At 56.6% G+C, this 6893-nt stretch carries 7 protein-coding genes; 2 read left to right on the top strand and 5 right to left on the bottom strand.

What is annotated here, in order from left to right; translation table 11 throughout:
• Positions 1-747 (top strand): carbohydrate-binding domain-containing protein (locus tag ACTEK7_RS36300; RefSeq protein ID WP_474810800.1); only part of this gene is annotated, 747 nt, incomplete at its 5' end.
• Between the two features lie 101 nt (positions 748-848).
• Here the strand turns inward: ACTEK7_RS36300 and ACTEK7_RS36295 are convergent.
• Positions 849-1919, bottom strand: coding sequence for a glycosyltransferase family 2 protein (locus ACTEK7_RS36295; protein WP_225147021.1), 1071 nt, complete (start codon positions 1917-1919; stop codon positions 849-851).
• Entirely contained in the window at positions 1906-2976 is a 1071-nt protein-coding gene (locus tag ACTEK7_RS36290) for a glycosyltransferase family 4 protein (RefSeq protein ID WP_225147067.1), read from the bottom strand. The genes ACTEK7_RS36295 and ACTEK7_RS36290 overlap by 14 nt, the downstream gene beginning before the upstream one ends.
• A 511-nt stretch (positions 2977-3487) precedes the next feature.
• On the opposite strand from ACTEK7_RS36290, the gene ACTEK7_RS36285 reads away from it, so the two are divergent.
• The gene (locus tag ACTEK7_RS36285; RefSeq protein ID WP_157286778.1) at positions 3488-3799 is read left to right on the top strand and encodes a hypothetical protein; all 312 of its coding nucleotides are present in this window, start codon (positions 3488-3490) and stop codon (positions 3797-3799) included.
• Between the two features lie 54 nt (positions 3800-3853).
• Here ACTEK7_RS36285 and ACTEK7_RS36280 read toward each other — a convergent pair whose 3' ends face one another.
• The 3 genes from ACTEK7_RS36280 to ACTEK7_RS36270 all read right to left on the bottom strand — a co-directional run bounded on the left by ACTEK7_RS36280 (position 3854) and on the right by ACTEK7_RS36270 (position 6769).
• Positions 3854-4546 carry a class I SAM-dependent methyltransferase gene (locus tag ACTEK7_RS36280; RefSeq protein ID WP_036035408.1) on the bottom strand — a complete coding sequence of 231 codons (693 nt, stop codon included), beginning with the start codon at positions 4544-4546 and terminating at the stop codon, positions 3854-3856.
• Between the two features lie 58 nt (positions 4547-4604).
• Positions 4605-5807: a glycosyltransferase family 4 protein gene (locus ACTEK7_RS36275; protein WP_225147066.1), complete on the bottom strand. Its 1203-nt coding sequence runs from the start codon at positions 5805-5807 to the stop codon at positions 4605-4607.
• 131 nt (positions 5808-5938) lie between these two features.
• A complete protein-coding gene (locus ACTEK7_RS36270; protein ID WP_225147020.1) occupies positions 5939-6769 on the bottom strand; it encodes an FkbM family methyltransferase in 831 nt (276 codons plus the stop codon).
• Positions 6770-6893: the final 124 nt, after the last annotated feature.

The raw sequence follows: 6893 nt of genomic DNA, 5'->3' as shown, positions 1-6893 counted from the left end.
TTCAAGATCAGCGAAGATGCCTATCTTGGAGACGCGCTCTACACCATCTCGGTCGATGGCAACCAGATCGGCGGGACATTGACCGCCCATGCATCGCATGCGGCCGGTCAATCCGACACCATTGCCGTGGACGGGGATTGGGGACCCGGCGATCACACTGTCCTGGTTCACTTCCTTAACGACCGCTGGGATGGCACCCGGGATACCGACCGCAATCTTTACGTGGACTCCGTCAGCTTTAACGGTACGAACCTTCCGCAAGGCGCCATCGGAAACGTACTCGGACAAACCTTCAGCTTCCATGATGGTGCAACGCCCGACACGAGCGCGCCAGCGACCACGCCTGTACTGCAGACAAACCCGACCGGTACGCCTTCCCAAACACAAAACGGCTCATCGACATCGATCGGCGCCGGTCCGGATCAACTCGTGTTCAAGATCAGCGAAGATGCCTATCTGGGCGACGCGCTCTACACTATCTCGGTCGATGGCAACCAAGTCGGTGGGACATTGACGGCCCATGCATCGCATGCGGCAAATCAATCCGAGACCATTGCCGTGCACGGCGATTGGGGACCCGGCGATCACACTGTCCTGGTCCACCTTCTCAACGACCGCTGGGACGGCACCCCCGAAACTGACCGCAATCTTTACGTGGACTCCGTCAGCTTCAACGGTACGAACCTGCCGCAGGGCGCGATCGGAAACGTGCTCGGCCAACTCTTCAGCTTCCATGATCTAGTTTGATAGATGGGTGGAACCGATAGCTCGGCCCGTGAACGGTTGGCTCCCAGGGGTGAATGGCGACACCGAGAAGGGCCGCAACTGAGCCAATGGCAGCGCCTTATCTAGCGGCGCGAAACCAAGCGGAGGCGTCCCGATCGTCTCCGGTTTCGAGACCGGTAGGCCATCAATGCTCTGGCTGCTTCGTGAGGCAGCATGGCCGCAAGCACGAAGAAAGCAATCAGCGCAATTTTCTGAACGATCGGGAAAGGCTCAGAGCCAACACTCGCTATCAATTTCGGCAACATCGAAGCGCGTGAGCTGCTTGCCGATACGATTTGAAGGCAGAAGCTGCGCTCGCGATAGTAAAAGGCGCCCTGCGGCTCGACCAATCTTCGGCCCGGAGCCACTCGAGCAAGAATCGCGCGCAAATGCTCGGTACGTGCCACAAACCTCTTGATATCGCGCTGCAGCAACGAAGCGCTTGGAAGCTGACCGAGCTGCGAATCGTTGAGGCTGTGCACGCGGTAGTTTCCCAGCTCTTCGGAAAGGCTGACGACGTCCCCAAAGAATGGAGCAACAAACAAAATCACTCCGTCAACGGCCTTGTCATAGTCCACCTCGCGCAGCAGCTCGCAGACATCCCGACGAAATACGTTTCCAGACGTCGGTGGCGTCTTGTAGACGCCGCGTCTGAGCACCTCATCGACCAATCGGTCGCGCTCCCGAAACGATTCGAGCGACGAGAATGATCCGACAGGCCTGCTTTCGGCATCGATGAGCGCCAGACCAAATTGAAGTTTTGCAACGCGCTCGTCTAGTTCGGCCAAGATTCTGGCCAGTGAACCTGGCTTGAGCTCATCATCGGCGTCGAGAAACAAGATGAATCTTGCTTGGGTCTTTTCTAGCCCAAACAGGCAGGCCCCTAGCTGCCCTCGGTTTTGGATCTTGAATGCAGTCACCGCACAGCGCGTGATCGTCTCCCAGGAGCCGTCAGTTGAGCCATCGTCCACCACCAGGAGTTCGCAGGCATCGCAGTTCTGGTCTAAGACGCTCTTGATCGCTCGCTCAATGTAAGCCTCGTAATTGAAGCAAGTGATGATGACAGCGAGCTGGGGAGCATCGCTAACCTCTGTTCTCGAGCACGTCGTCGCTGTAGCTGCGTCACTGACATCGCTTGCTTCAGGCGTGAGCATGAGTGGGACCTGACGCCTCTTCGTAAATCGCCAGCGTTTGACGAGCGACTCGCTCAATTGTAAGAAACTCTAGATTGAACTGACTTTTCTTTTTCCACTCCAGCACAGCTTGTCGGTCTTGGAGCAAACAGCGCAATACTTCGGCAAGTCTTTGCGGGTTGCCCATAGGAACGAGAACGCCTGCTTGTCCCTGTTCAAGCAATTCAGGAATTCCGTCGACATCGGTCGCGACGATGGCGCAGCCAGCTTCCCGCGCTTCCGACAGCACCAGCGGAGCGGGATCAGCGTGCGACGGCAACACGAATATGTCGGCCCCTGACAGGAACGGAAACGGATTATCTTGAGGACCCAAGAAGGTCACCGCCGACGCGCATGCCATCGAGCTGACCTGGACGGCATATTGCTCGCGGTGCGGACCGTCGCCGACAATATATAAGCGTCCTGCTCCGAGCGCCGCGTAAACCATATCGAACGCAGAAAAGAGGTCCGATAGCCCTTTTCGCGGATGCAGTCCGCCAACGAACACAATCGCCGGTGATTGAAGCGAGGCTGGCGTGCGATCCTTTTGCTCGAAACGCGCTGCACCGATTGTTCCATTCAGAACCACACGGATCCTCGACTGTGGGATGCCTCGTCTTCGCATTGACTTCCCAACTGCTGCACTAACCGCGATCACTCTCGCTCCGAGGCCCATGAGGACCGCGCTTGACTGGAATTCATTGTGAACGGTTGTGATGAGCGGGATTCCGAGCAACTTGCAAATTGGCCAGGCAAGGACAGCGCTGGTCATCATATGGGCATGAACCACCTCTGCCCGCCAATCGCGCATCAGCCGATAGAGCGACAGCGTGGCCTGCAGCAGCTCCTTAGGTCGACGCTCCAAACCAATGCGGATGTTTTCGACATTGTTGTCCGCGAGCAAGGCATCAAAATCGCCGCCGCCGCTCACCATCGCGACCTGATGGCCGAGCTTCACCTGCGCACAGGCGAGGTCCACGGCGGCATGCACATGACCATTCAGCCGGCGTGTATGATTGAGTAATTGTACAATACGCATGCACACCTGCGGCAAATAGCCAGGGAAGATGCAAGACACCCCAGTGCTTGGTCCGGCGCGTTCACCGGGACGATTGACCTCAAGAAAAAAACAACCAACGATGCTTGCGTTGCAAATACCCTGCCAAGGTGACATCGGCCGAAACACCAAAGCGCTGTGCCGAAAAAAATCCGTTGACGGGGGGAACCTCTAACTTGATCTGGTTCCTCTGCTTGCTATTGTGGCTCGTCGGTGGCTTTCACAGAGCTTGGCCTGGCAAGCCGACCTAAGCTGTGTTCGGATGCACCAAACTGGCTTTGGCGCTCCGAGAGTGCTGCACCGCCACAAGATCTTGCCACACTGCGAGTTTACGTTCTCGCAACAGGTGATCTGTCACTTGACGGGTTCGTCGGTTGGGCAAGCGAGGCGAGGCGTCGAACTCCGGCCGGCGTGAGGGGGCGCGAAACCGATCGCAAGGACGTTGTTTCAGCTCAGCTCTTCGAGGGGACTTCGCGTATCGCGGGACACTGTAATGGAATACGCGGCGATCGGACTGGCAATTTTCGGAGCGGTGTTGGGGCTGCGCTTCCGATTTCGGGCATTGCTCCCCTTTGCCTTGCTTGTCCTGTTTGTCACGATCTTCCTGACACTTAATCAGCGCCTCGGCGGGCTTGAAACCGTTCTTGCCGTCTTAGCCACCCAAGCCATCTTGCAAGGCGGTTACTTTGTCGGCGTCATTATCCGCGCGCTGTTTCGTGCCTATCAGCGCAAGCTGATTGCGCCAGACGAGCTGGCTGCAGCGGATAAGCGCAGCTCCAATTCAGGATCGATCGCCTCCAACTGAGGCCGATCACCCGGCTCAGCCTATGACCGCAACCCAGCCGACTTGCGCCGGTCCTCATTTTGCGAGGACCAACAGCGAGTAGCCGCCTAGCAAACGCACCGCGAGATCCGCATTGAAGGCAAACATCAGGCGGCGGGGCACTCGCATGAGACGGCTTGTGAAGGCCTGATTGGGCAATTCCAACCGACTAGCGGTGTAACAATGATCGACAATCGTGTAGCCGCAATCCTCGAGCGTGGCCAACGCTGACTGTTTGAAGAAGTAGTGAATGTGTCCGACATTGCGTCTGAGGTCGGCAATCGGCCAAGCCCGCAAAATGGATTGCGCGGAGAGATCCAACGGGATGTGAAAGATCTTAAATGTTCCAAACCTACGCAACTGCTTTATGAATGAGATATAGTCCTCAACGTGCTCGATCACGTCAATCGCGAGGATAACATCAAATTCTAAATCGTGTTCGCCGAGGAGGTTGCTTAAGTGAAACTTCGTACGTTGAGTACTTTTTGCTGCTGCGCGCCTGAACGCATCGGGCGAGATTTCGTACCCCGATAAGCGCGCATCCGGAAACGTCCTTTCCAGGTTCAACAAGATCTCGCCCGTCCCGCAGCCGATCTCGCATATACGCTGGGTCGGGATGTTGTTTCGCCGAATCATCTGCGCGACGTGACCCGCCTTCCACGGCGCATCCTCCTCATGCCATGTCGGATTGTTCTTTCCGTAAGCATCACCCTCGTACAATTCCTTCATTACGCAAACCTTCTCAAAAGATGGGGGAGCGTCGCCTATGATTTCCTGCCTCATGCCGCTAAGACAAAGCCTCCAAGTTCAAGCTTGATTCCGCCGCGGTGGCTACAGCGTGATGAGCGGATCTTCGCAGACTATCTGCCAGCTCCGCGTACAGCTTCTCCGCATTGTAGCTTTGGTGGACAGTTTCGATTGCTGCTCGGCCAAGTGATTGGTGATTGCGCCAGGCATCGAGGATGGCAGCGGATAGACCTGTTACGTCACCGACGGGAAATAGCACGCCATTAACTCCGTGCGTGACCAATTGCTCAAACGCCCGTATGCGGCTCAGAACCACCGCCGCACCGCAAGCCATTGCCTCCAGGACAGCAAGTGCCACCGCCTCGTTCGACGAGGGCATCACGTATACGCCGCACCGGCACAGCAAGGAGCGCACCTTGGATCGGTCGACAAATCCATGAAATCGCACCCGGTGCGACAAGCCGAGCTTGGCGGCGAGCCCCTGCATCAGGTCCTTGTCCGGCCCCGTGCCGACAATATCCAGCGTCCATTCCTCTGGCAGGTTGGCGAGTGCGCGAATGAGGTCGGTCGTGCGCTTTTGCCTGTTGGTTAAACGCGTGATTGTCAGGATCGTTTTGGAACGGCTCGCGGCCGCATCCGGAAAGAACTCCGATACGTCGCAGCCGTTCGGCTGGAGACGGGATCGACCGCCATAGCGACTGACGATGCGACATTCCTGCTCGGTTTGACCATAGAGCAACGCCGCCCTGCAAAAGCTATCGCGTTTGAACAGCTTCACGACACGATCCGGCAGGCCGCCATGATCTGCACCGACTATTGGCAAATCAATTCGACCTGCGAGGTGATCGAACCTGCCGCTCCAATATTCCTGCACGTACAGCAGATCAATTCTATCCGCTGCCAGCGCTTTCCGAAGCGGCCGCATAAATGCAATCGTGTTCAACCGTTCCTCAGCATATAGGGACCAGCGCGAACGGCGCGACAGGCGCTTGACCCACACCCGTTCGATCAGCTGGTACCAATTCTCGAGCGGCAGAAATCGAACGTCGATCCCAACATCGGTGGCAAACTTTCCCGACTCCCGCAGTGAGGGGATATAGAGCATCGGCCTAATCCCGTTTCGGCTCAAACCGCGAGCATAGTACCACGCCCAATCGTTTCGATACCGCTCGAGATAGCTAGCGCGCGTCTGACCCTGCACCCACCCAAAAAACCCTTCGAAGGAACTGCAGCTGAGCAGCATCGCGACATTGATGCGCTTTGCTTCAGCCGCGGGCCCTAACGATGACATGTGCGGCATTCTTGCTCGTGCTGAAAACTCTTTCATTCAGGCTCAGTCCGGGTCTGGTCAGCCATTCGTTTTCTCGACCAACGCTACCTGCGCGGGGCTTGCGCCAATTGCCCGTCAAGATTCGTGCCACGCCGAGAGGTCATGCGCTCCGAATGCACATACCAGCCGTCCCACTGCGAGAACTCCGCGAAGACTCGCTTGTATCCGTGCGTCGCAAGAAGCGCCTGAATCGCAGCTTCCGTTTGTCGATTCTGCTCCACGCTGAGTAGATCGATGCTGTAGCGGGAGAAATCGAAGCTCTTTAGGATATCGTACTCGCTCCCCTCGGTATCTATCGACATGTAGTCAATCCTGCGGGGAGCATTGCAGTCCGCCAGAAGCTGGTTCAGCGAAACCGTCTCAACTTCGATCTCCTGGCCGGCAGAACGCACAGCTGCAAAGTGGTCACCCGAAGCGAACTCGGCTACCCCGCTGAGCTCCGGATCCACGTCGTTCGTTACCAAGAAGCGTACCTTCTTGCCTGAACTAGAGCTGATGCACCGATGATCCTTGCGCGAAGCCCGGTTCTGTGTGAGCGCGTCGTGCCAGATTGGATTTGGCTCAGCTAGAATTCCTTGCCAGCCGTATTCCTTTTCCAACAGCCAGGTGTTGCTATTCGTAACGCCGTTGGTTGCACCAAACTCAACAAAGAACCCGCCCTGCTTCTCTCCGAGCTCGTAGCTGACCCAGAGGTCTTGAAATATTTGCGATCGCGATCGATCGCGATTCAGAAAGCAATGGGCCAAGAAGCGGATCTCGTCCATACGACCAAAACGTTCCACTTCAGGGCGCCGCAACCGGATGCCATTGAAGATCATCCTGCGCAACGACGCGCTTTGTGCAGCCCCGGAGGCAACAGAAGCGAGCGCAGACATCCCATGCTTAGTAAGCGATCGCATCATTATTCTCTAAATACCCATCGCTGGAACGATCAGCTGAGATCGTGAGAATTCGGCTGGTAATTCGCCAGTCCATACAATTCTTAAATATGAACGCCCC

The sequence above is a fragment of the Bradyrhizobium sp. JHI2711 genome (assembly GCF_056156565.1).
Note: the sequence above shows the minus strand (reverse complement) of the source record. Positions and strands in the feature narration are given on the sequence as shown.